This window comes from Listeria sp. Marseille-Q6474, from assembly GCF_946902005.1.
In the GTDB taxonomy this organism is placed as follows: domain Bacteria; phylum Bacillota; class Bacilli; order Lactobacillales; family Listeriaceae; genus Listeria; species Listeria innocua.
This window is the reverse complement of sequence record NZ_CAMPPS010000001.1, coordinates 85,386-109,081: the sequence shown is the minus strand read 5'-3', so window position 1 is coordinate 109,081 and position 23,696 is coordinate 85,386. Positions and strand designations below refer to the sequence as shown.

The window sequence follows — 23,696 nt, the reverse complement described above, 5'->3', positions numbered from 1 at the left end:
TACAGTTTATTTTTAGTAGTAATACAGAAAAAAGCCCCCCTCATACAAGGAAGGCTTTTATCATTTATGCTTTTTTCGCTGCTTCTATAGCTGCTTCATAATTCGGATGATCGCTGCCTTCAGGAACAACTTCTGTGTAAACAATTTCTCCTGCTGCGTTTACAACAAACACTGAACGTGCGAGCAAGCGAAGTTCTTTCATAACGACACCGTATGCTTCTCCAAAAGAAAGGTCACGGTGATCAGATAAAGTAATCGCATTTGGTAAACCTTCTGCTGCACACCATTTCTTTTGCGCAAATGGTAAATCAACTGAAATAGTTAAGACTACCGTGTTATCAAGATTGCTTGCTTCTTCATTAAATTTACGCGTTTGAGTAGAACAAACACTTGTATCAATGGAAGGAACTACGCTGATAAGTCTCACTTTCCCGTCATAATCGTGCAAAGTTACTTCTTCTAGATCTCTATTAACCACAGTGAAATTTGGCGCTTTATCGCCTACTTTTCTTTCAGTACCTACTAGTGTAACTGGATTATGCTTAAATGTTACTTGAGTCATTTTTCTTCCTCCTTTAAATTGACGCTTCTATTCCATTCTAAAGAAGAAAAACTCGATAAGCTATTTTTTTGCTCCATTTTTCCATTTTTCGTCTAGCTCTAAATAACCAACATGGACAACAGAAGTGGATTCAAAAAAGTCTGCAATCCCTTGTTTGTTTGGCGTGAAAGCACAAACTACATAAAGTGGCCACACTGTCTTTAAAACAAAGCGCATGGCACCTTCACGAAATAGAACGGTAAGCCACGTTAATTTCTCGCCGTCTAATTTTACTACACGAAGACCGAACAGCATTTTACCAAGAGTTTGCCCGAAAAATTTCGTTAGTAGAATAAAATACGCGAGAAATAGGACGGTAACCATTATCCAATAACCAGAGAAAAAACTGTTCTCCATATTGATTCCAGCAACTCGGAAAATAGGATTAACAATGATTCCTTTAAGTGCAGCAATAGCAACTAAATCAACCAAGTAAGCTAAAAAGCGCACCCAAAACCCAGCAAAGTACTGCTTAGGAATAGCATCTTCTTGTTTGATTGGCGGCTCATAATGATAGACTTGGCGTTTATTTTCCAAAGCAACATTTTCATTACTCATTTGCGCCTCTCCTCTCACATTATTCTCCATATAAATACATCATCCTTGGTGCTTTGAGTGTGCCAGTTAACTTAATTAATTGAGTAATATCAGCATTTTGACCACTCATTTTTTGAGCAGCTACAGAGAATAATGAACTAAAGCTTTCAGGAGCATCATATTGAATTACCGTAGCGTCTTTTAAGTCTTTTTCTTTTTTCAAGGCTTCTAAAGCATCTTCTTGATAACCAAATGCGTCAATCAAGCCGTTTTCTTTTGCTTGGCGACCATCGTAAATACGACCATCAGCAATTTTACGAACTTGCTCTTCAGACATACCTCGTCCTGTCGCTACTACTTTAACAAACTCATTATAAGAATCATCAATCATTGACTGCATAATTTTTTTCTCATCATCAGTCATCGGTCTTGTTCCGCTCATGATGTCTTTATATGCACCACTTTTAATGGTATTATCGGAAACCCCTAATTTTTTCATTAATTCGCTGTAGTCATAACCTTGCATAATAACCCCCAGAGAACCTGTTAGCGTTTCTTTACTTGCAAAAATCTTATCGGCTGGAGCTGAGATATAATACCCGCCTGATGCTGCCATACTCCCCATGGAAACATAAAACGGAATTTTACGTTCTTTTTTTATTTGTAAAATTTTATCGCGAATTTGCGCGGATTCCATAACACCGCCACCTGGTGAATTAACATACAACAGAACACCTTGAATAGCATCGTTATTTCGCACTTCTTCTAATTGATCCATGAAAAACGCGTGGTTATAACCAGTCTCACTAAATAAAGAGCCCGCTTCTCCAGTGTCTTGAATCGTTCCATCTACGGATAATACAGCAATTGTATCTGACCCGCCTTCCTCGATGACTGTTTCAGTTAGTTCACTAGTGTCAGCGAATATACTTTCCATTAGTGTCGGTTCACTATCTTCCATTGAAGCAATTTGACTTGATGTAAACTTAGCTAGCGCACTAACAATTAAAAGTGCAAATACAATTCCTAGTGCAATCCATCTTTTTGCGTTCATTAAATTCTCCCCTTTTTCTATTTAGATACTGTAATAATACCAGTCTCCTCTGTTTTGCACAATCTTTCTTTTAAATTGTGTCCTATTTCACTTTTTTACTGGATGAAGAAAGTAATTGAACTTAAGTCGTGTTATAATAAGTTTGTTGATTAAAATTGGATTCTGGAGGGACAACTAACATGGCAAAAACTATTTTTTATTTTTCCTATCGAAAAACAGAAGAACTACATGCAAAAGCAAAAGAACTAAAGAAAATTACGACGGATTATGGCTATGAATTAACTGATGATTATCAAAAAGCAAACGTTATTATTAGTATTGGTGGCGATGGTGCTTTTCTTAAATCCGTAAGAGAAACAGGCTTCCGTCAAGATTGTTTATATGCAGGAATTGCGCTTACAGAACAATTAGGTCAATACTGTGATTTCCATATTAATCAATTGGATGAAATCATCAAAGCAGCAATAGAAGATCGTTGGTTAGTACGTCGTTACCCAACTATTTATGGAACAGTGAATAATACGAAAGCATTTTACGTATTAAATGAATTCAACATTCGTTCTTCTATTATTAGAACGCTTACGATGGATCTTTATATTAATGATTCTCACTTTGAAACTTTCCGCGGCGATGGAATGGTTATCTCCACACCAACAGGAAGTACAGCTTATAATAAATCAGTGAACGGTTCTATCGTGGATCCACTACTGCCATCTATGCAAGTAAGTGAACTCGCTTCTATTAATAATAATAAATTCCGTACACTTGGTTCTTCTTTCATTCTTAGTCCAAAACGCAAACTACGTATTGAAATTGCGTCTGAGGAAGGAAACAATGAATTCCCAATGATCGGAATGGACAGCGAAGCACTTAGTATCCAACACGTTCATGAAGTTAATTTAGAAGTAGGCGATCGTTTTATCAATATTATTAAATTGCCTAAGAATTCGTTCTGGGATAAAGTTAAACGTAATTTCTTATAAAAAACTGAGCATCAAATAAATGAATAAAAAAGCAATATGTTTTGGAATTTTTCCAATTCATATTGCTTTTTTATTTTAGTAGTTGTTGTTTTAGCAAATCTAATAACTCCTGAAAAGTTACTATTTTATCCGGATACTCTTCGTCAAGAATATAATAGGAGATTATTACTTCCTGTGTTTCAAACTCAAAATTTAATTGTGTCAGATTAAAGGTCATTTTAGCTTCCCTTTCAGATTTTAAATTTGCAACAATCTTATAAGCTAAATTTTCGGATAAATTATCACTACTTAAAAAAACATGTATTACTTTATCTCTATTCATATCTACGCGCTCCATTATAGAATTATCATAAGCTGTTTGCAAAAATTCTTTCCAATAAAAATTGGGTCATATACGATTGCTTCAAGTTCATGTAAAAATTTTGTGTCTACTCTGCCCCTACCTAACATAAAATCGCTTCACTTGATTTTTCACACAAACAATATAGCATAGTGATATTGTTAAATCAATAGGGGTTTCACTTTTACTATTGATCACAAACAAATTAGTTAGGAGAATTATATTAGAATTCAGAGATTTTCAAACATTTTTCTCACATTATCTATTCCTTTAATTATTTTACTTCTAAGATCGCTGCTAGTAATGCTTTTTGTGCATGAAGTCGATTTCCTGCTTGTTGATAAATAACCGAGTGAGCGCCATCAATGATCTCAGCTGTCACTTCTTCTTCTCGGTGTGCTGGTAAACAATGTAAGAAATGATAATCTGGCTTAGCAACACTAACTAACTCTGTGTTCACTTGATATTTTTCCCCAAAATCAGCTAAACGTTTTGCATTTTCCTCTTCCTGCCCCATGCTTGTCCAAACATCTGTATAAATAAAATCAGCATCTGCTGCTGCAAGTTTTGGATCTTCAGTTATGAAAATCTTTGCGCCACTTTCTTCTGCTAATTTTTCAGCAGTACTAAGAATCGCTTCATCCACTTCATATCCTTTTGGCATTGCTAGTCGTATATCTAGTCCAACCATCGCGCTTGCTAAAACGAGAGAGTGGCATACATTATTTCCATCACCGATATAGGCTAATTTGACACCTTCAAATTGATCTTTCCATTCATAAATAGTCATTAAATCCGCTAACGCCTGGCATGGATGATGTAAATCGGTTAAACCATTAATAATGGGAATCGCTGCATGGTACGCCAATTCTTCTACTTTTTCATGGCTAAAAGTCCGAATCATGATTGCGTCAATATACTCTGACATCACATGCGCTGTGTCCTTAATTGGCTCGCCGCGGCCGATTTGAAGTTCCTTAGAACTCATTACAATCGCCTGACCACCCAATTGCAAAATCCCCGCTTCAAAAGACACCCGCGTTCTAGTAGAAGGTTTATCAAAAATCATTCCTAAAATTTTTCCACTTAAAATATGACTATAATGAGCTGGATTTGTTTTCATTGCAACAGCTAGCTTAATAATATCGATTAATTCTTCTTTATTCCATTCAAGTAAACTTAACATATCTTTTCCTGTCGTATTACTTTTTACGTACATTGTCATCTCACTCACTTCCAATCAATTGTTTTTCCAAAACGCTTTTTAATATGCTAATTGCTTGATCTATTTCTGCATAGCTGACAGTTAAAGGCGGTAAAATCCGTAATATATTAGGTCCGGCTGTTAGTATTAATAAACCCTTATCGCGTAATTCTGTAACAACTGGCGCCGCGCTACTACCCAGTTCTATGCCAATGAGAAAGCCTTCACCGCGAATCGCTACAACATTTTCTAACTGCTCGAAATGTTCTTCTAATAAATTTCTAAAATAAGCTGCTTTTGCATTCACTTCTTCTAAAAATCCGGTTTGCTTCATTGTTAATAAAATTTCTTTCGCAGCAGCGAGTGCCAGTTTATTTCCGCCAAAAGTAGATCCATGACTTCCCGGACCAAAAGCACTGCTTAAGTGTTCTTTTCCGACCATTGCTCCAATTGGCAAGCCGTTCCCAAGCCCTTTTGCTAAAGTAAAAATATCTGGATCTAAGAACGTTTGCTGAAAACCAAAAAGCGTTCCCGTTCGACCAAGTCCTGTTTGAACCTCATCAATAATTAGTAATGCGCCCGCTTTTTTACATAGCATTTGAACTTCCATTAGCCAGGCTGCATTCCCTGGTATGACGCCGCCTTCACCTTGGATTACCTCTAACATGACAGCCGCTGTATTTTCGTCAAGCTCGGTTTTGAAAGTCTCTATGTCGTTATAGGGAACGTATGTAAAACCAGGAACAAGACTTCCGAAACCTTGATGGATTTTAGCTTGTCCGGTAGCTGACATCGAACCAAAAGTACGTCCATGGAAAGATTTTTCAAACGTTATTATTTTTTCTTTGCCTGTATATTTTCTCGCTAATTTAAGAGCAGCCTCATTTGCTTCTGTTCCGCTATTACAAAAAAAGACTAGTTTGTCTGTCCCATCAGTAATTAATTCCGCCACGCTATCTTGCAGTGCACATTCATATAAATTCGAGGTATGCCAAATATTTGCTAATTGGGATTGAATCGCCTCCGTGACATTCTCCGGACAATGACCTAAGTTGCAAACTGCAATCCCGCTAGTAAAATCAAGATATGTTTTACCTGTTGTGTCTTTAACAACTGTATCGTTACCTTTAACTATATCAATCGGGAATCTATTATACGTCGGAAAAACATGTTTCATCGAATCGCCACCTTACTTTTAATTTTTGTTCCAGGATTTTCCAGTGAATCTGTAATAATTACTTGCCCGACACCATTTTCAGCAGCAAAAGCGGCACTTGCTAATTTTGGAATCATTCCGCCTTTTATTATGTCGGTAGTTTGTAATTTGTTTATTTCATCCGTAGCTATTTCGTCGATAATTTTTGCTCCATTTTTCACACCTGGGACATCTGTTAGTAAGTAAAGTGCTTCTGCATTTAGCGCACTTGCTACTTCACATGCCGCTGTATCAGCATTGACATTTAGCCAATCATGCGCGCTATTGATACCAAGCGGCGCAATCACAGTGATAATATTTTCAGCAAGTAATTGTTCGATTAAAGCGGTTTTCACTTTAGTAATTTTCCCAACGAAACCGAGGTCAGAATCATTGATTTGATCCGCTTCTAACAAACCAGTGTCGCCTGCGTTTAATCCAATAACAGAAATATTTCTTTTTTGAAAAGCTGTAGTGATGGCTGGTTGGACTTGGCCAATTAAAACCATTTTTGTGACTTCAAGCGCTTGTTTATTAGTAACGCGCAAGCCTTTTTTTGTCTCAACAGGAATATCAAGTGCTTTCATCATCTTTGTTATATAATGACCGCCGCCGTGAACTAGTACGATTTTCTTTTTCTCTGCTTGCCATTTGATAATTTGCTGGAAGAAATCGTCTGTCAAATTATCACTTGCAACACCGCCTAATTTTATCACTATCGTATCTTTCATTCTATTCACTCCTTACGTCCGGTAACATGCATTGATTTTGACGTATTCATAACTTAAATCGCATCCCCACGCTGTTCCTGACTCAAGGCCAATATGAAGGTCGACTTCAATAACGATATGTTCTTCTTCTAAATAGGCATCTAATGCTTGTTGATTAAAAATTGTTTGGCTACTATGATTTAGTATTTCTATGCCGCCAATTTTAATAGTAATGTTATCTGGTGCAAAACGACCACCTGAGTAACCAATTGCGCAAATAATGCGTCCCCAGTTGCCATCCCCACCAAATGCCGCTGTTTTCACGAGACTAGAAGAAACGATTTTTTTAGCTATCATTCTGGCATCTTCTGTTTTAGTCGCGCCTTTTACTTGAACCTCAATTAATTTAGTCGCACCCTCACCGTCTCGAGCAATACTTTTAGCAAGGTGTTCTGTTACTGCTTGAAACATAGCTGCAAATTTTTCGAAATCAGCTGTTCCTTCTTGAATAAGCGGGTTTTCTGCGCATCCATTTGCCATAACAACGACCATATCATTAGTAGAAGTATCGCCATCAACCGTTATTTGATTGAAAGTTTTATCTACTTTTATTTTTAGTAATTTTTGCAATAATTCAGCTGGAATGGCAGCATCTGTCGTAATAAAAGCGAGCATGGTAGCCATATTAGGGTGAATCATTCCTGAACCTTTCGCTACCCCTGACATCGTGACTGTCTTACCACCTATTTCTGTTTGAAAACTAATCTGTTTTTGAAAAGTATCTGTTGTTAAAATAGCTTCTTCAAAATCAGCTGCGTTTCCTGTTTGTTTTTCTAATAAATCGATTCCAGTCATTATTTTATCCATTGGGAGCATTTCACCAATTATTCCTGTCGAAGCAACTGCGACTGTATCCAGTGGAATCGCTAATTTTTCTGCCGTTTTTGCTCGCATTGAAAGCGCATCTAACATTCCTTGATTTCCTGTCACCGCATTGGCATTGCCACTATTCACAATAATCGCCTGTAACTTCGCGCTATTTTTAAAAGAATCTTTTGTAACAAAAATGGGTGCGGCTTGCATTTGGTTCATCGTGTAAACTGCCGCAGAATTTGCTGGTACTTCTGAGTAAATCCAGCCAATATCATTTCGTTTTCTTTTCAGCCCAGCATGTTTCCCGTCCGCATAAAAGCCTTTTGGTGAGGCGATATTTCCTTTAATAAGCTCCATTTTTTCTTTCCCCTTTCACGGATACACTGGAATAAATCCCAATCCGTCACTCTCAGCAAAATTCGCCATTATATTTAAATTTTGAATTGCTTGACCAGCCGCTCCCTTAACTAAATTATCGATTACGGAAACGATGGTGATTACATTCGTTTTTTCATTATAAGCAAGGCCAATATCACAATAATTAGAGGCCGTTACTTGTTTTACAGTTGGGTAAGTATTTTCTGCTTGAATTCGGACAAATGAAGCATGCTCGTAGGTGGATTCGTATAATTGATGTAATTCTTGCTGGGTAATTGGATTTTTAGGTTTTACGTAGATGGTTGTGAAGATTCCTCGTGTGATGGGAATTAATGAAGTGGAAAATTGAATTGCAGGGATACTCTTATCCCATTTTGTTAGTTGTTGCATAATTTCCGGAATGTGTTGATGGGAATTCATTTTATATAGTGTCATATTTTCATTTGTTTCTGTAAAATGGGTGCTTTTAGATGGCACTTTTCCCGCTCCGGAAATACCTGATTTGGCATCTACAATAATGGATGTGGGATCAATTAGCTGCTTTTTCACGAGTGGAGCTAACCCTAGTAAAGTCGCCGTTGCGTAACATCCTGGATTAGCAATAAAAGTCGCAAGTTTATTGTCGCGAAATTCTGCTAAACCATATTCCGCCTTAGCTAAATAATCTTCAGGTGCCGCTTTTTTCCCGTACCATTTCTCGTAAAGTTGGTTATCTTTTAGCCGAAAGTCTCCGGATAAATCAATCACATTAAGCCCGGCATCGATGTACGGTAAGGCTACATCTTTCGCGATTCCCGATGGAGTAGCAATAAAAACCGTTTCGCTTTTTTCGATAATCTCTGCTGGATTTATTTTCTCTAAGGGGCTAGCTTCTAAACCTTTTAAATGTGGATAAAAGTTTGCCAATGTTTCTGATTGTGTGGAAAAACTATGTAACGTCGCTATGTCGACCGAAGAATGCTGGTGCAGCAAGCGGATTAGCTCAAGCCCTCCGTATCCTGTCGCCCCAATAATAGAAACTTTCATCCTAACCCCTCCCGTTAATTATTAAATGATACTTTTCATTATAATGATGTATATTTATAATGTCAAATGGTTTTTTATTAATATTTAAAACTATTTTATGCATTTTTAGTTATTTATTTTGTATATAATATACAAAAAAACCATTTACCCTAAAAAGGATAAACGGTTTATCTTAAAATAAGTCAGCAAACTCATCTTTTATTTCAGTATTCTCGGCAACATTAACAGAAATCGTTTCGACATTCTCTAATGCCTTTAAAATTAAGGAATCAAAATCTGTGAAACTTTCGTAATGCTCGATTTTATCAAGTTTTGGCTTTGTTTTTGGAGAAGGCGGCGTGAAAATCGTACAGCAATCTTCAAATGGTTGGACAGATAAATTATACGTATCGATTTTTTGTGCGATTTGAATAATTTCATTTTTATCCATTGAAACAACTGGGCGAATAATCGGTGTAGCTGTTACAGCGTTAATTGCTAGCATACTTTCGAGTGTTTGGCTGGCAACTTGGCCTAAACTTTCACCATTAACAATCGCTAATCCATTTCTCTTACGGCGAAGTTCATCCGTAATTCGAAGCATCATTCGGCGTGTAACAGTCATAATCACGCTCTCAGGAATTTGCTGTTTGATTACTTCTTGAATTTCTGTAAATGGAACGATATGCATTTGAACTTGTCCGCTATACTTAGCCAATTTCCCTGCTAAATCGATTGCTTTTTGTTTAGCTTGTTCGCTCGTATATGGCGGGCTGTGAAAATGAACCGCTTCAATCTCCACACCACGTTTTTGTGCTAAATACCCAGCAACTGGACTGTCGATACCACCAGAGAGCATCAGCATCGCGCGACCAGAAGAACCAACCGGAAGACCAGCTGCCCCAAGAATCGTCCGACATGATAAAAAGACGCCTTCTTTACGAACATCAATCGTTAGTTTTACATCTGGATTTTTTACATTGACAGTCAGGTCCTCGATATTTTGTAACACATGTGCGCCGATTTCCTGATTGATTTCATTAGAATCAAGCGGAAACTCACGGTGGCTACGTCTTGCCGCTACTTTAAACGTGCCATTTTCCTCGTGCGCATCTTGAACTAAAGAAAGTGCAGCCGCTTTGACCTCTTCTAAATCTAAATTAACACGAACTGCTGGACTAAATGATTGAATCCCAAAAATCGGTTTTAAACGTTCCTCTGCAAGTTGGTAATCCGCTCCATTTAAAATAATATACATCCGGTCGCGTTCCCCGTGAATACGGACTTCCGGTAAATCTTTCATTGCGCGTTTCACATTTTGTGCCAGTCTAGTCACAAACTGCTTTCTGTTTTTTCCTTTAGTAGATAGTTCTCCGTATCTAATTAACATACGATCAAATTCCAATTTATTTCACCACTTTATTTAGATTTTCAATAATTTCTTGCAACTTTTGAATAAAAATTTCCGCCTCAGATAAACGGTTTTCGTAGGATAGGCTTACTCGCACAGCACCAGTTGCTTCTTCGTCTGTCACGCCCATCGCTTTTAATGTACTGCTTGCTAGTTTTTGTTTAGATGAACAAGCACTCGTCGTCGAAATGTATATATCTTCTTTTTCTAATGCATGAACTAGAATTTCTCCGCGATGACCTTTGGCGGAAAAACAAACGATGTGCGGTGCGGCTACGCTTTTCTTCGTATGGACAGTCATATCAGGCATTTGAGTGATTTCCGTTAATAAATAATCACGGATTTCGATTAGTTCTGCTCTCTTTGATTCATTTTCTAGCGTCAACCTTAATGCCTTAGCAAGTGCCACTCCACCAGCTAAATTTTCTGTTCCACTACGGTAGCCCATTTCCTGGCCGCCACCAATAATTTCCGGATGCAAATGAACATTTTTTCGTTTAACAAGTGCTCCTGTGCCGCGTAAAGCATGAAACTTATGACCTGAAAAAGTTAGTAAATCAATCGCATGCTTATCGATTTCAAGCGGAATTTTTCCAATCCCTTGAACGAAATCGACATGAAAGAAAGTATGTTCCCGACTAGCAAGAATCTCGCCAATTTCTTGCAGTGGTTGAATACTCCCGACTTCATTATTAACGCCCATAATAGATACTAAAATTGTTTCATCCGTAAGTGCCGCTTTTAATTCATCTAACTGGATAACGCCATTTTTATCAACTTTTAAATACGTCACTGTAAAACCATTTTCCTCAAGCTCTTCCATTACTAAACGTACAGAAGGATGTTCGATACTTGAAGTAATTATATGTTTTCCACGGTTTTTGTAGCTATAGGCCAGCCCTTTAATCGCTAAATTATTCCCTTCCGTTCCACCAGATGTAAAGATAATTTCTTCGGGCAAAACGTCTAACATTGTGGCGATTTGTTTTCTGGATGTGTCTAGCAATTCTTTAGACTTAGCGCCAAAACGATGAAGTGAAGATGGATTAGCAAAGTAATTACTTGCTACTTTCGTATATGTTTCAAGCACGGCAGCATTTGGCTTAGTCGTCGCGCTATTATCGAAATAAATCATAAAAAATAGACTCTCCTCCCAAATATTCCACTCTCCATTTTATCATAATTCCAACACTTTCCAACTACTAATTTAGAAAAAAACAAGGATTCCTATTATTATAATAGAAATCCTTGTTTTTTAGGCTTTATTCAATATCATCTACGCTTACTTTTGATTCATAAGCTTTTTCTACTTTTTTAAATGCGCCCGTTTCTACTTTTTCGAGTGCAGTTACAGCAATCTCAAGCGCTTTTTTATATTGGTAGTCGTTATAAAAATGGTTTTCTGCTTGAACTAACTCATCTGCCAACTCCTTGTTGCGCAAACGATAGCGGTTCGCATATTGAATGACGTGCTCAACTAAGCGAACATTTTCCATCATTTCTTCTGCTTTTTCCGTTAAATGAGTTAAATCTTCTTCCGCAATCCGCCAGTCTTGACTAACAGCTTTCATGTTTAAAGGCTTTTCTTCTAAACGTTTTTCAAGTGCATCAATAGATTCTCCCATGTGTGCTCGAAGTGATAGATACTCTTCTGGAAGACCTGGCAAGCGTTCTCGTTCCATTTTACGATCAAGCGTGATAATTGCTCGTCTCATCCGTTCTGCATCATCGCGAGCTTCTAATTCGTCTTTACGCAGCGAACGCAATTCCTCTGCAAAATTATCTTGTTCTGAACTAATAGAAAGTAAAGCAGCATCGATTTCTTTCAGTGTATCTTGTGCTGCAGAATAAGCAATTTCTCCGCTAGCAATTAATGCTGTCAACTGCTCAAAGTTTTCTTTAGCTTCACTTAATTTAGCACTTGTTTTAAGGTAAACGGCTAAATCATCTTCTGCCACATGATACGTTTGTTTTACTTCCGTGATTTGTTCAGCAAGTGCATCAGAAACAGCATTTTGTCGTTTTAATTTATCAGAAGTAGGACTGTGATTTTCTTTCACGAAATGACGCGCTTCTGCTTCGTGTTCAAGCGTATCGTAAAACAATTCGATTTCATTATGTAATTCTTCAATTCCTTCTTCAGCTTCATCTAAATCAAGGTTGATTACATTTTGTTTCATTTTTTCAATTTGCGTTTTCATACGAGAAATTTCTTTATCTAACTCCATTTGGGCTAAATAATAACCTTTTCGAACCATTTCTTCATAACCAGCACGCAATTTATTCATTTCTTCCGGTAAAATTGTATCTGTTTCATGTAGTAATGAAGGAATCCGTTCCATTTGACCTTCAATAACTGCCATTTCTTTTTGGACGGATAGGACGATTTCACGAGCTTCTAAGTGATCTCCTTGGTCCGTTAGAGAATCATAGCGATTTAAATTTTCAGCAAGGCTGTTTAGTTTTGCTTCTACATAAGGTAGTGTTTCTCCTAGTTTAAATCCTCTTGTCAAAACTTCCCGACGAAGTTCCGCAAATTTTTCTTTCGTCATTCTGCTTTCTTTCGCGTTCTTTTCTTCACTAATAAGCAATTCTTTTAAACCGCCGAGAATTTGGTCCATTTGTTTTTCAATTACAACAAGCATTTGCTCAATATCGTTTTCTGTATTTGTTGCAGAACGGAATCTGTATCGATCTGCATTCATTTCTGCTTCTAACAAAACTTCTTCTAAATCAGGAAATAATCTAGTTTCAATTTCGTCCCAAGAGGAGCGCCATGATTCGAAAAGCGCTTCTGTTTGACCTGTTAGCTTTAATTTTTTTACTTTTGAAAGTTCATCAATAACCGGCCGTTCTCTGAGTTTGATTTTCGTTTCTTCTAATTCGTTTATTCTTTGGTAATGTTTTCTTTTTAAAATGTAGCCTGCACTAATGACTGCAATTACTACGATAATAAAGCCGATTAACATGTAGTACATCCAAAATCCTCCCATCAACGTTAACTTGTGAAAGAAAAACAGCCACACTCGTGCTGTCCATACACTTTTTCCATTATGTACATCTTTCCATATGTAGTCTTTAATTCCTTATTTTCAGTTCATTATACACATCTTTTATTCTACCACGATTTGCGCAGAATTACTTGCGTTTAGCGAAAAAATTTTCAAAGCAACTTTATCTCAAAACAAATTTCCGAAAATCCATTTTATTTCATGCTATACTATAAACATTATTTGAAAAGAAATGTGGGGATAAAAATGATTGAAATCCAAAAAATGACTGGTACAAAAGAAGAAAATTATGCTCTTGCTTTAAAACAAGTACAAGCAATGATTGCTGGTGAACCAAATCTCATTGCAAATTTAAGTAATGTTTCTTCTATATTAAATCAAGCACTTTCCGATATTAATTGGGTTGGGTTTTATTTACTTGAAAAAGAAACAAATCAATTAGTACTCGGCCCCTTTCAAGGTCTACCTGCATGCATTCGTATTCCACTAGGTAAAGGTGTCTGCGGTTCTGCTGCCTCTGACCAAAAAACATATATAGTAGAAAATGTGCATGATTTCCCTGGACATATCGCATGTGACGCTGCCTCTAATTCAGAAATCGTTCTACCCATTGTAAAAAATAATCAGTTGCTTGGTGTGCTTGATATTGATAGTCCCCTCTTTAATCGTTTTGATGAAGTGGACCAGTTGTGGCTAGAAAAAATCCGTGATGCGATTACTCAAGAAATAAATTGACAAAGAACTAGTAACTATACTATACTGGAAGATGTGTAAAATGCAGCTTGAGTAAAATGAATGAGTGTGTTGTTTACCCCCAGATGTAATTCTGTGGTATATCGCGTAACCGGCGGCTGCTATGGTGATGGTATATGAAGGTAAACTGCCCTGATTTGGTTTTACGTCACGTTTGTTTTATACCAAAAACAAATAAAAGGAGGAGTCTCTTATGGCTCGTTATACAGGTCCAAGCTGGAAAGTTTCCCGTCGTTTAGGAATTTCACTTTCTGGAACAGGTAAAGAATTAGAGCGTCGTCCGTATGCTCCAGGTCAACACGGCCCAACTCAACGTAAAAAAATCTCAGAATATGGTTTGCAACAAGCTGAAAAGCAAAAATTGCGTCATATGTATGGATTAACTGAACGTCAATTCAAAAACACGTTCAACAAAGCTGGTAAATTACAAGGTAAACACGGTGAGAACTTCATGATCTTACTAGAACAACGCCTTGATAACATCGTTTACCGTCTTGGTCTTGCTCGCACTCGTCGTGCAGCTCGTCAATTAGTAAACCATGGCCACATCACTGTAGATGGCAAACGCGTAGATATCCCTTCTTACCAAGTATCTGTTGGTCAAGTGATCTCTGTTCGTGAAAAATCTGCTAAAAACTCTGCAATCGCTGAAAGCTTAGAAGTTTCAAGCTTCGTGCCTGAATACGTAACTTTCGATGCAGAAAAACTAACTGGTTCTCTTAACCGTCTACCAGAACGTTCTGAACTTGCTGCTGAAATCAACGAAGCATTTATCGTAGAATTCTACAGCCGTTAATTAGAACTAAAAACCTTACAATTCATGACTTCGGTTGTGGTTGTAAGGTTTTTTTATGCACAAAAAAGCACTCGCCTTTAAAAACGAGTGCTTTTCTTCTTATTTATAAGAAACTAAGAAGTATTTTTTCTTCCCGCGTCTCACAATTGTAAATTTATTTTCAATCCGGTCACTTGCATCAATTACTTTTTCCACGTTTTGCTGACGTTCACCGTTAATGTAAATTGCTCCGTTAGTTACATCTTCACGAGCCTGGCGTTTTGACGGTTCAATCCCAAGTGATACTAACCAATCTACTAGGTTTACTTCTACATCCTCCGCTACAAATGTTGGCACATCTTTGAAACCTTGTTCAATTTCATCCGCAGTTAGAGCTGTTACATCCCCACTGAATAATGCTTTTGAAATTTTAAGCGCTTGTTCTAACGCTTCTTCACTATGCACAAATTTAGTCATTTCAGCAGCTAACGTTTTTTGTGCAGCTCGTAAATGTGGTTCTTCTTCCACTTGTTTCGCTAACTCATCAATTTCAGCTTCAGTCAAGAATGTAAAGTACTTCAAGTATTTCACTACATCGCGATCATCCGTATTAATCCAAAATTGGTAAAATTCGTATGGCGTTGTTTTTTCCGGATTTAACCAAATCGCGCCACCTTCTGATTTCCCAAATTTAGTTCCATCAGCTTTTGTTAAAAGTGGAATTGTTAGACCGAAAGCTTTGGCATTTTCACCTTGTTTTTTACGAATTAAGTCTAGTCCAGCAGTAATATTCCCCCACTGGTCACTACCACCAATTTGCAGACGACAATCATTAAATTCATACAAATGATTAAAGTCCATCGCTTGTAAAATTTGGTAAGCAAATTCTGTAAACGAAATTCCCACTTCTAAACGACTAGCGACAATATCTTTTGAAAGCATCGTGTTTACATTGAATTCTTTTCCGTAATCCCGTAAGAAATCAAGAATACTCACATCTTTCGTCCAGTCATAGTTGTTTACCATGCTAGCAGCCGAATCACCCTCAAAATCAAAAATCTTTCCAAGTTGGACACGTAAGCTTTCGACGTTTTTGCTAATTTGTTCCATCGACTGCAACTTGCGCTCTTCTTTTTTACCACTTGGGTCACCAATTGTTCCTGTCGCTCCACCAACTAAAATAATCGGACGGTGCCCAGCGTTTTGGAAACGGCGTAAAATCATAAATGGAATTAAATGACCGATATGCATCGAATCTCCAGATGGATCAATCCCGCAGTACAAAGAAATCTGTTTTTCTTCTACCCATTTGCGTAATCCTTCTTCATCTGTTTGCTGGTAAATAGCTCCGCGCCACTCTAATTCATCAATAATATTCATTTTCATCATTCTCCTTTTATTTTTGGACATAAAAAACGCCCCTCCGCTAAACAGTTTAGCGAAGGGACGTATTAATTAACGTGGTACCACCCTACTTTTAGGAAAAAATCCTACTTCAAAAAATAACGGCTCAACACCGGCCGCACCATTATCCTGTGCAGCGTGACTCCGGGATGTAATTCGTCTACTTATCTCTACTAGTTTCCACCAACCACTAGCTCTCTAGGAATAAGAATAAGCAACTACTTCGTCCGTTCATAGTCATTTTCGTTATGAAAAGTATACATACATTTATAACATACCGCTAAAAATGCTGTCAACTTATTTTTTTTCTTTTGTAGTCCCACGTAGTTTTTCACTATGTGGAAGGATAACTGTTTTTTCGTCTACTTCTTCATTCGTCATTAATTTTGTTAATAGACGCATTGCTACTGCTCCAATGTCGTATAAAGGTTGTATGATTGTAGAAAGTTGTGGACGTGACATTAATGTTAATTTTGTATTGTTACTTGTCATGACTTCTAATTCTTCAGGAACTTTAATACCAGCATCTAATGCCGCATTTAAAATTCCGATTGCTAGTTCATCATCCGCAACAACAACAGCATTTGGTTTCTTAGATAATGCACTTAATTCTTCCCAAACTTTTACACCAGCATTGTAATTGTATTTTGCTTCAATAATGTAGTCTTCTTGGTAAGTAATACCAGCTTCTTCTAGCGCTTCTTTATAACCAGCCAATTTCATTTCACGGTTTACAGGCTCATTTAAGGAACCACTAACAAAAGCGATTTGCTTATGTCCATTATCTACAAAACGTTTCACTGCTTCTTTTGTCGCTTCTTTGTAATCGATATTAACAGAAGCTAATTTGTTTTCCATATCTACCGCTCCAGCTAAAACTACTGGTGCAGGAGAACGGTCAAATTCTTCTTGTAATTGTTCAGAAATTCGTTCACCCATATAAATAATACCATCTACTTGTTTACCAAGCAGTGTATTTAGTACTTGAAGTTCTTTATCCTCATTTTCGTCCGAATTACTAAGGATAATATTGTATTTGTACATTGTAGCAATATCTTCAATTCCGCGCGCAAGCTCTGCATAAAAAACGTTAGAAATATCAGGAATAATTACACCGACAGTCGTTGTACGTTTACTTGCAAGACCTCTAGCTACTGCATTAGGACGATAACCTAATTGATTAATAACATCCAATACTTTCTTTCTTGTTACTGGTTTAACATTCGGATTGCCGTTAACTACCCGAGATACCGTCGCCATAGAAACATTCGCTTCACGAGCAACATCATAAATTGTTACATTCATCCCTATTCACTCTCCATATTCATTATTTTAATGGCTCTATATACCATTGTAAACGGAAACAAACTTGCCTTCCCTTAATAATACGATAACTTTTTTCGATATGCAATTGTTTTTACTCTTTATTTTCATTTATTTTCATACCGAAACGGCATTGAATATTAGTATTAAATACCAATTATGCATTATTAGTTTTGGCCAAAATAAAAAACCCTGGCGTACCAGGGCTTTTCGAGATTATTTGATTTTGTGAGGAACTAGGTTACTAGCTAAAATTGCATTCCAGAACTCTTCAAATTCAGGAATATCCATTTGTTGTGCAGAGTCAGATAAAGCAACAGCTGGATCCGGATGAACCTCAGCCATTACGCCGTCAGCTTCAATAGCAAGGGCAGCTTTAGCACATGGAAGTAATAAATCTTTTCGGCCAGTAGAATGTGTTACATCGACCATTACTGGTAAATGCGTTTCTTTTTTCAAGATTGGCACGGCAGAAATATCAAGAGTATTTCTTGTTGCTTTTTCATATGTGCGAATACCGCGTTCACATAGAATAATTTTACCGTTACCTTGTGACATAATATATTCAGCAGCACCGATAAATTCTTCAATCGTTGCAGATAAGCCACGTTTAAGTAAAATCGGTTTATCAACACGACCTGCTGCTTTAAGTAATTCAAAGTTTTGCATGTTTCTTGCACCGATTTGAATAACATCTACATAATCAAGTGCAACTTCAATATCAGCTGGAGTTACGATTTCACTAATAACAGCTAAACCATACTCATCTGATACACGTTTAAGAATTTTTAAGCCTTCTAAGCCTAATCCTTGGAAGTCATATGGGCTAGTACGTGGTTTAAATGCTCCACCGCGAATAAGTTTTAAACCTTTTGCTTTAATAGACTCAGCAACTGCAGCCACTTGTTCGTAAGATTCTACGGAACAAGGCCCAAAAACGAATACGGGTTCACCGTTTCCGATTGGTAAACCTTTAACAGTAACAATCGTGTCTTCTTTTTTATTTTTTCTAGAAACAAGTAATGCTTTTGAATGATCCTCTTCTTGAAGTTCTAGTCCCGCTTTAAAAATTTCTTTAAATAATTTTTGAACCGTGCTATCCTCAAAAGGTCCTTTATTTGCTGCAAGAATCGTATTAAGCATCTCTCTTTCACGTAATGGATCGAAACGTAGAGAACCTTGTGTTCCTTTGATTTTACCGATTTCTTGTACCAAATTGGCACGTTTGCTGATTAATTCAAGCAAATCAATATTTAATTGATCCACCTCTGTTCTAAGTTCCTCTAAATTTGTATTAACCATTTTACTTCCACCCTTCTAAAAATCTGCTCCAAGATTATTTCTCATTATAGAGGAAAACAGATAATTTGTCACGAATCCACTTTTATACTTAATCGCTTTTAAGCATTAAAGTGAATAATGTAAAACTAATGTTAACACGTTTTAAAATAAATTACAAGCGGATATTGCTTTTTTTGTATAAAAAAAACAGCCTCGCAAGGCTGTTTTTTAACTTAATCTTATTTTACTTCTTTTTTCACATCAGAAGCAATTTTTTTCGCTTCATCTTTGCCATCATCTAATGATTTTTTTGCTTCTTTTTTTGCTTTATCTGCTGCTTTTTCTACATCGCTTGCAGCATCTTTCGCTTCATTTTTTACTGTTTCTGCCGCTTTTTTAGCAGCTTCTTGGTTTTCTTCTTTATTTTGTGAAACAACTTCTTTCACAGCTTTACTTTGTTTAGAAACTGTATCAGCTAATTTGCCTGATTTGTCTTTAACAACATCAACAAACCCGCCAGCGGAATCTACTAATTTATCTTTTGTTCCTTTTGCTACACCACTGATTTCGATACCTTTTTCATAAGCAACGTCTTTCCATTGGTTGCCTTTTTCTTTAATTGTATCTACCTGTGTATTTAAATCTTCGCGTAGTTCTTTACCTGATTTAGGTGCAAATAGAAGTGCTGCGGCTGAACCAACGATTGCACCAATTAAACCACCGATTAGAAAATCTTTTGTATTAATACCATCTTTTTCTGCCATTGTAAATCCCTCCAAATTATATTAGAAATTAGATTGCTCTCGAGCTTCTTTTGCGGCTTCTTTCGCTGCTTTATTCGCTTTCATCTTTTCTCTAAAAGAAAGAATTGAATTGCTAATTGAGACAGCTTGAGAAATTTTTGCTTCATTTTGTTCTACTTTGTTAGTTGCGAGTGTTGCTAGTTCGCGAACAGATTGACTTAATCCTAGTAAAGAAGTCCCAATATCACCAACTGCATCAAAAACTGGATCAACTTTCGCAACTTTGCCATTTACATCTTCTAGAAGTGTATTGGTCTTATCAAGCAATTTTTGTGATTGTCCTGTAATCCCTTGTACTTCTACTGTTATTTTTTCTAACGATTTAGCTACCTCATCCATTGTTTGGGAAGTTGATTTTAACGTTTTTCCCAAATAGATGGCAATAACTAAAAGCGCAATTGCGGCAATGAGTGCTGCAATATACAAAATTACTATCATCTATCCACACCTCCATATTCTTTTTTCTATACCCTGAGTATTCCCCTCTAAAACTTTCTTCTCTAATGAATCTATGTACAAAATGTAAAAAAGAAAAGGTATTAGCTTCATTTTAGCAAGTAACTGCTGAAAAATAAACTAATATGAAAGAAACCCGCTAATTTGTTATAGAAGGTTGCTTTTAGCGTAATTTGGAGTAAAATAGAAACAGGCTTGTTTTTTAGGCTTATTTTGTTAAATTTTAGGGAGGGTACAATATGAAAGATGCAAGAATCGAAAAATTAGCACATAATTTAATCAACTATTCCGTCAAACTTGGCGCTGGGGAAAAAGTATTAATCGAAAACTTCGGTGTGCAAAAAGAACTAGTAATGGCTTTAGTAGAAGAAGCATATAAAGCTGGAGGATTCCCGTTCGTTTCTTTAAAAGAACCACAAATCGACCGTGCGATGATGCTCGGTGCTGATAGTGCTCAATATGAAAAAATTGCCGAGTTCGAAGGTAATGTTATGAAAGAAATGGATGCTTACATAGGTTTACGTGCTGGTGATAATATCAACGAAACATCTGATGTACCCGCAGATAAATTAAAAATTCACGGTGAGACTGTTGGCAAAATGCATTCTGACATTCGTGTAAAACAAACTAAATGGGTCGTGCTCCGTTACCCAAGCTCCTCCATGGCACAACTTGCAAAAATGAGCACGGTTGGTTTTGAAGATTTCTATTTTGATGTATGTAATTTAGATTACGGTAAAATGAGCACTGCAATGGACGGTTTAGTAGAACTGATGAATAAAACAGATAAAGTGCACTTAGTTGGACCAGGAACAGATTTAACATTTAGTATTAAAGATATTCCGGCAATTAAATGCGCGGGCGAAATGAACATTCCAGATGGCGAAGTATTTACTGCTCCAGTTCGTGATTCTATCAATGGAACACTTACGTATAACACGCCTTCACCATACCAAGGCTTCACATTTGAAAATGTCTCTTTCACTTTTAAAGACGGAAAAATTATTAAAGCAACTGCCAATGATACAGATCGCATTAATAAAGTTTTAGATACTGATGAAGGTGCTCGTTTTGTTGGGGAATTTGCTATCGGTGTCAATCCGTTTATCCACGAACCAATGCAAGATATTCTTTTTGATGAGAAAATTGAAGGAAGTTTCCATTTCACTCCTGGCCAGTGCTACGATGAAGCATTTAATGGCAATCAATCAGCCATTCACTGGGATTTAGTAAATATTCAACGCGCTGATTATGGTGGCGGCGAAATTTACTTTGATGATGTGCTTATTCGTAAAGATGGCATTTTCGTTCTTCCAGAATTAGCTCCTCTTAATCCAGAAAACTTAGTATAAGAAAAGCGCTTAGGATATGCTCCTAAGCGCTTTTATAGTTTAAACAATTGTTTTTTCGCCTGGTTGCCAGTTAATCGGGCAAAGTCCACCAGTTTGCAAAGCTTGAAGTACTCTTAACACTTCGTCAACTTCACGACCAATATTATTATGATGAACCACTTCGTATTGAATTTCACCTTTTGGATTAATAATGAAAAGTCCGCGCAGTGCCACGCCTTCTTCTTCAATTAGTACCCCGTAATCACTTGCTACTTGATGATTAGTATCCGCAGCAAGAGGATAGGTTAATTTTCCAATTCCGCCTTCTTTAATCGGTGTATTCGTCCATGCAAGATGGGAATGAATCGTATCTGTTGAAGCACCAATTATCCGCGCATTTAATGCATCAAATTCATCTGACCGAGCGGAAATCGCTACAATTTCAGTCGGACAAACAAAGGTAAAGTCCATTGGATAGAAAAAGAGAACTGTCCATTTATCGTCTTCTATATTTTTCTCTAGACTTACTTTTCCAAAAGTCTGATTTGGCATAACAGCTTCCATTTCAAATCTAGGAGCTTGTGTGCCTACTAAACGTTCTGCCACTTTTATCCCTCCATTAATCTATGTAGTTGTATTTTGTATCACATGGTATATTTTAATACACCTATCAAATCGTGTAAAGCTTTATTTATAATAATTATAAACAAGCAAAAAGCATGCCAAATAAATGACACGCTTTACTGAAAGTTAATTAATCGCGCTTTTCTTCAGAACTTCATTAGCCACGATTTCGTTATCTAGAACTTTTTCATAGGCAGCTTGGAATTTTTGGACATCCCCTGCTCCCATAAACAAAATAACCGCTTCTGGATATTGTAATAATTCTTCTGTGTGCTCTTCTTTAATAATATGATTTCCTTTGGTTTTATGCGCTAAATCAGCAATAGTTAAATTACCAGTTTTTTCACGCGCAGAGCCAAAAATATCACAAAGATAAACTTCATCTGCTAAATTCAAGCTATCTGCAAAACCTTGTAAGAAGGTGCGCGTTCTTGTAAATGTATGCGGCTGAAATACAGCAACGATTTTTTTATTTGGATATTTTTGTCTAGCAGCATTAACAGTCGCACGAATTTCTGAAGGATGGTGCGCATAGTCATCTACTAAAACTTGATTTCCTTTTTCAGTAATGCTAAATCTTCTTTTTACACCTTCGAAAGTTTTTAATTCTTTTTTCACTTCGTCTACTGGTAATCCCTCATAGTCACAAAGCGCAATAACACTTAAGGCATTTAAAACATTATGATCTCCGTAAGCAGGAATTTCAAATGAAGCTAAAAACTCGTCGCGATGATAGACGTCGAATTTAGTTCCAGTAGTTTCTTTTTTAACATTTTTAGCTTGAAATTCGTTTTCTGAACCAAAGCCAAAGTAAATAATCGGAACGTCTAACGATAATTTGCGTAGTTCAACATCGTCTCCTAAGGCAAAAACTGCTTTTTTCACTTGTTTACCAAGCGTTTCAAATGCATTAAATACATCATCTACGCTCTTGAAATAATCTGGGTGATCCCAGTCAATGTTGGTCATAATTGCATAAGTTGGTTTGTACGCAAGGAAATGGCGTTGATACTCACAAGCTTCTAACGCAAAATATTTAGCATCTTTTGTGCCACTACCAGTTCCATCACCAATCAAATATGAAGTGGGACGAATGGCACCGACCACATGAGAAAGAAGACCAGTTGTCGATGTTTTACCATGAGAACCAGTTATTGCAATACTTGTATAGCCATCTATTAATTGACCTAAAAATTTATGATATCGAATCACGGGAAGATTAAGCTCATTAGCACGCTCAATTTCTTCATGTGTATCTGGAAATGCATTACCAGCAATAATTGTTAGGCCTTCTTTTATATTATCCTCTGAAAACGTCATAATTGGAATTTGTTTTTCTTCCAATGCTTTCTGCGTGAAAAAATATTTGTCTACATCGCTGCCTTGCACTTGAAAACCTTTATCGTGCAGGATCTGAGCAAGTGCACTCATTCCCGACCCTTTTATTCCAACAAAATGATAGATAGTCATTATTTGAACCCCCATTAATTTATCTTGAAGAGGGTGCCTAAAAAAAACATGTTAACTGTTAAGCACCAAGTCTTAACTTTGAAAACAGTATAAAGTCTCCGTTTTCTAGACATCATCTTACGTTCCAATTGTGTTTTATGCTTGATTTCATAGTTGAGTCAATAATTCACCAGC

At 36.8% G+C, this 23,696-nt stretch carries 23 protein-coding genes and 1 other annotated feature; of the genes, 4 read left to right on the top strand and 19 right to left on the bottom strand.

Annotated elements, in window-relative coordinates; all coding sequences use genetic code 11:
• Positions 1-64 precede the first annotated feature (64 nt).
• From tpx to sppA, 3 genes are read right to left on the bottom strand one after another with little or no spacing between them, the layout of a single operon-like run.
• A complete protein-coding gene (gene tpx / locus OC533_RS00555) occupies positions 65-562 on the bottom strand; it encodes a thiol peroxidase (RefSeq protein ID WP_003727378.1) in 498 nt (165 codons plus the stop codon).
• 60 nt (positions 563-622) lie between these two features.
• A complete protein-coding gene (locus OC533_RS00550; protein ID WP_003767103.1) occupies positions 623-1,159 on the bottom strand; it encodes an RDD family protein in 537 nt (178 codons plus the stop codon).
• Positions 1,160-1,178: 19 nt separating this feature from the next.
• Complete coding sequence (gene sppA, locus OC533_RS00545; protein WP_194323477.1) at positions 1,179-2,192, bottom strand: signal peptide peptidase SppA; 1,014 nt, start codon at positions 2,190-2,192, stop codon at positions 1,179-1,181.
• 179 nt (positions 2,193-2,371) lie between these two features.
• Here sppA and OC533_RS00540 point away from each other — a divergent pair, with 179 nt between their 5' ends.
• Complete coding sequence (locus tag OC533_RS00540) at positions 2,372-3,175, top strand: NAD kinase (RefSeq protein ID WP_003723315.1); 804 nt, start codon at positions 2,372-2,374, stop codon at positions 3,173-3,175.
• A gap of 70 nt (positions 3,176-3,245) precedes the next feature.
• Here OC533_RS00540 and OC533_RS00535 read toward each other — a convergent pair whose 3' ends face one another.
• The 9 genes from OC533_RS00535 to ezrA form a co-directional block, all read right to left on the bottom strand.
• On the bottom strand, positions 3,246-3,497 hold the full coding sequence (locus OC533_RS00535; RefSeq protein ID WP_112119905.1) for a hypothetical protein: 252 nt from the start codon (positions 3,495-3,497) through the stop codon (positions 3,246-3,248).
• A gap of 292 nt (positions 3,498-3,789) precedes the next feature.
• Positions 3,790-4,740: an ornithine carbamoyltransferase gene (argF, locus tag OC533_RS00530; RefSeq protein WP_160463802.1), complete on the bottom strand. Its 951-nt coding sequence runs from the start codon at positions 4,738-4,740 to the stop codon at positions 3,790-3,792.
• 1 nt (position 4,741) lies between these two features.
• Positions 4,742-5,896, bottom strand: coding sequence for an acetylornithine transaminase (locus tag OC533_RS00525; RefSeq protein WP_194323478.1), 1,155 nt, complete (start codon positions 5,894-5,896; stop codon positions 4,742-4,744).
• Positions 5,893-6,645, bottom strand: coding sequence for an acetylglutamate kinase (argB, locus tag OC533_RS00520; protein ID WP_194323479.1), 753 nt, complete (start codon positions 6,643-6,645; stop codon positions 5,893-5,895). Before argB ends, OC533_RS00525 begins: the two co-directional genes overlap by 4 nt.
• 12 nt (positions 6,646-6,657) lie before the next feature.
• Complete coding sequence (argJ, locus tag OC533_RS00515) at positions 6,658-7,854, bottom strand: bifunctional glutamate N-acetyltransferase/amino-acid acetyltransferase ArgJ (protein WP_153648088.1); 1,197 nt, start codon at positions 7,852-7,854, stop codon at positions 6,658-6,660.
• A gap of 15 nt (positions 7,855-7,869) precedes the next feature.
• A complete protein-coding gene (gene argC, locus OC533_RS00510; RefSeq protein ID WP_194323480.1) occupies positions 7,870-8,901 on the bottom strand; it encodes an N-acetyl-gamma-glutamyl-phosphate reductase in 1,032 nt (343 codons plus the stop codon).
• A gap of 172 nt (positions 8,902-9,073) precedes the next feature.
• Positions 9,074-10,285, bottom strand: coding sequence for a tRNA uracil 4-sulfurtransferase ThiI (gene thiI, locus OC533_RS00505; protein ID WP_194323481.1), 1,212 nt, complete (start codon positions 10,283-10,285; stop codon positions 9,074-9,076).
• Position 10,286: 1 nt separating this feature from the next.
• Positions 10,287-11,426 carry a cysteine desulfurase family protein gene (locus OC533_RS00500; protein ID WP_194323482.1) on the bottom strand — a complete coding sequence of 380 codons (1,140 nt, stop codon included), beginning with the start codon at positions 11,424-11,426 and terminating at the stop codon, positions 10,287-10,289.
• A gap of 127 nt (positions 11,427-11,553) precedes the next feature.
• Positions 11,554-13,269, bottom strand: a complete 1,716-nt coding sequence (gene ezrA, locus OC533_RS00495; RefSeq protein WP_033838202.1) for a septation ring formation regulator EzrA — start codon at positions 13,267-13,269, stop codon at positions 11,554-11,556.
• A 279-nt stretch (positions 13,270-13,548) separates the two neighbouring features.
• On the opposite strand from ezrA, the gene OC533_RS00490 reads away from it, so the two are divergent.
• A complete protein-coding gene (locus tag OC533_RS00490; RefSeq protein WP_031649367.1) occupies positions 13,549-14,037 on the top strand; it encodes a GAF domain-containing protein in 489 nt (162 codons plus the stop codon).
• Between the two features lie 211 nt (positions 14,038-14,248).
• On the top strand, positions 14,249-14,851 hold the full coding sequence (gene rpsD / locus OC533_RS00485) for a 30S ribosomal protein S4 (protein ID WP_003723325.1): 603 nt from the start codon (positions 14,249-14,251) through the stop codon (positions 14,849-14,851).
• A 99-nt stretch (positions 14,852-14,950) separates the two neighbouring features.
• Here rpsD and tyrS read toward each other — a convergent pair whose 3' ends face one another.
• The 5 genes from tyrS to OC533_RS00460 all read right to left on the bottom strand — a co-directional run bounded on the left by tyrS (position 14,951) and on the right by OC533_RS00460 (position 20,079).
• Positions 14,951-16,210: a tyrosine--tRNA ligase gene (tyrS, locus tag OC533_RS00480; RefSeq protein ID WP_045554215.1), complete on the bottom strand. Its 1,260-nt coding sequence runs from the start codon at positions 16,208-16,210 to the stop codon at positions 14,951-14,953.
• 59 nt (positions 16,211-16,269) lie between these two features.
• Positions 16,270-16,478: a binding site (T-box leader), on the bottom strand.
• Between the two features lie 53 nt (positions 16,479-16,531).
• Positions 16,532-17,539 carry a catabolite control protein A gene (gene ccpA, locus OC533_RS00475; protein ID WP_194323484.1) on the bottom strand — a complete coding sequence of 336 codons (1,008 nt, stop codon included), beginning with the start codon at positions 17,537-17,539 and terminating at the stop codon, positions 16,532-16,534.
• A gap of 234 nt (positions 17,540-17,773) precedes the next feature.
• On the bottom strand, positions 17,774-18,859 hold the full coding sequence (locus OC533_RS00470; RefSeq protein ID WP_003767131.1) for a bifunctional 3-deoxy-7-phosphoheptulonate synthase/chorismate mutase: 1,086 nt from the start codon (positions 18,857-18,859) through the stop codon (positions 17,774-17,776).
• 218 nt (positions 18,860-19,077) lie between these two features.
• Entirely contained in the window at positions 19,078-19,602 is a 525-nt protein-coding gene (locus OC533_RS00465) for a YtxH domain-containing protein (protein ID WP_003772050.1), read from the bottom strand.
• Positions 19,603-19,623: 21 nt separating this feature from the next.
• A complete protein-coding gene (locus tag OC533_RS00460; RefSeq protein ID WP_003762481.1) occupies positions 19,624-20,079 on the bottom strand; it encodes a DUF948 domain-containing protein in 456 nt (151 codons plus the stop codon).
• Positions 20,080-20,336: 257 nt separating this feature from the next.
• Between OC533_RS00460 and OC533_RS00455 the strand changes: the two genes are divergently transcribed.
• A complete protein-coding gene (locus OC533_RS00455) occupies positions 20,337-21,449 on the top strand; it encodes a M29 family aminopeptidase T (protein WP_003762483.1) in 1,113 nt (370 codons plus the stop codon).
• Positions 21,450-21,488: 39 nt separating this feature from the next.
• Here OC533_RS00455 and OC533_RS00450 read toward each other — a convergent pair whose 3' ends face one another.
• Positions 21,489-22,034: a peroxiredoxin gene (locus OC533_RS00450; RefSeq protein WP_003762484.1), complete on the bottom strand. Its 546-nt coding sequence runs from the start codon at positions 22,032-22,034 to the stop codon at positions 21,489-21,491.
• A 144-nt stretch (positions 22,035-22,178) separates the two neighbouring features.
• Positions 22,179-23,522, bottom strand: a complete 1,344-nt coding sequence (gene murC / locus OC533_RS00445) for a UDP-N-acetylmuramate--L-alanine ligase (RefSeq protein ID WP_194323485.1) — start codon at positions 23,520-23,522, stop codon at positions 22,179-22,181.
• Between the last annotated feature and the right edge of the window lie 174 nt (positions 23,523-23,696).